The 318-nt window shown below is 63.2% G+C and carries 1 pseudogene; it reads right to left on the reverse strand.

Annotated elements, in window-relative coordinates:
- Positions 1–318 (reverse strand): annotated as a pseudogene (locus tag EN824_RS35725) (tyrosine-type recombinase/integrase); the annotation flags it as partial.

Raw genomic sequence — 318 nt, forward strand, 5'->3', positions numbered from 1 at the left:
GGGGCAATGGCGGATACACCGTCCGCGTTTTGCCGCCCTTCGTGGCTTCAATCTTGACGGCGACCAGAGCATCCAGGCTGGACCGTGGAAGTGCGCGCAGTCTCAATCCTGCTACCTCCATCCGGCGCATTCCAGTTGTGACAGCCCATTCGATGATCAGACGGTCGCGCGCCCCCAGGCCAGCCATCACGCGCCGCAATGCGACCGGCGATAGCGGTTTGGGCAGCGCCGATGTTTGTCGGATCGTCAGCTCATTGGCGAGCTGTCGTCCACCGGAGGCATCAACATGAGCGAGGAATCCCTGCGGCTGACGTCGCG

The sequence above is a fragment of the Mesorhizobium sp. M8A.F.Ca.ET.181.01.1.1 genome, assembly GCF_004792025.1.
Taxonomy (GTDB): Bacteria; Pseudomonadota; Alphaproteobacteria; order Rhizobiales; family Rhizobiaceae; genus Mesorhizobium.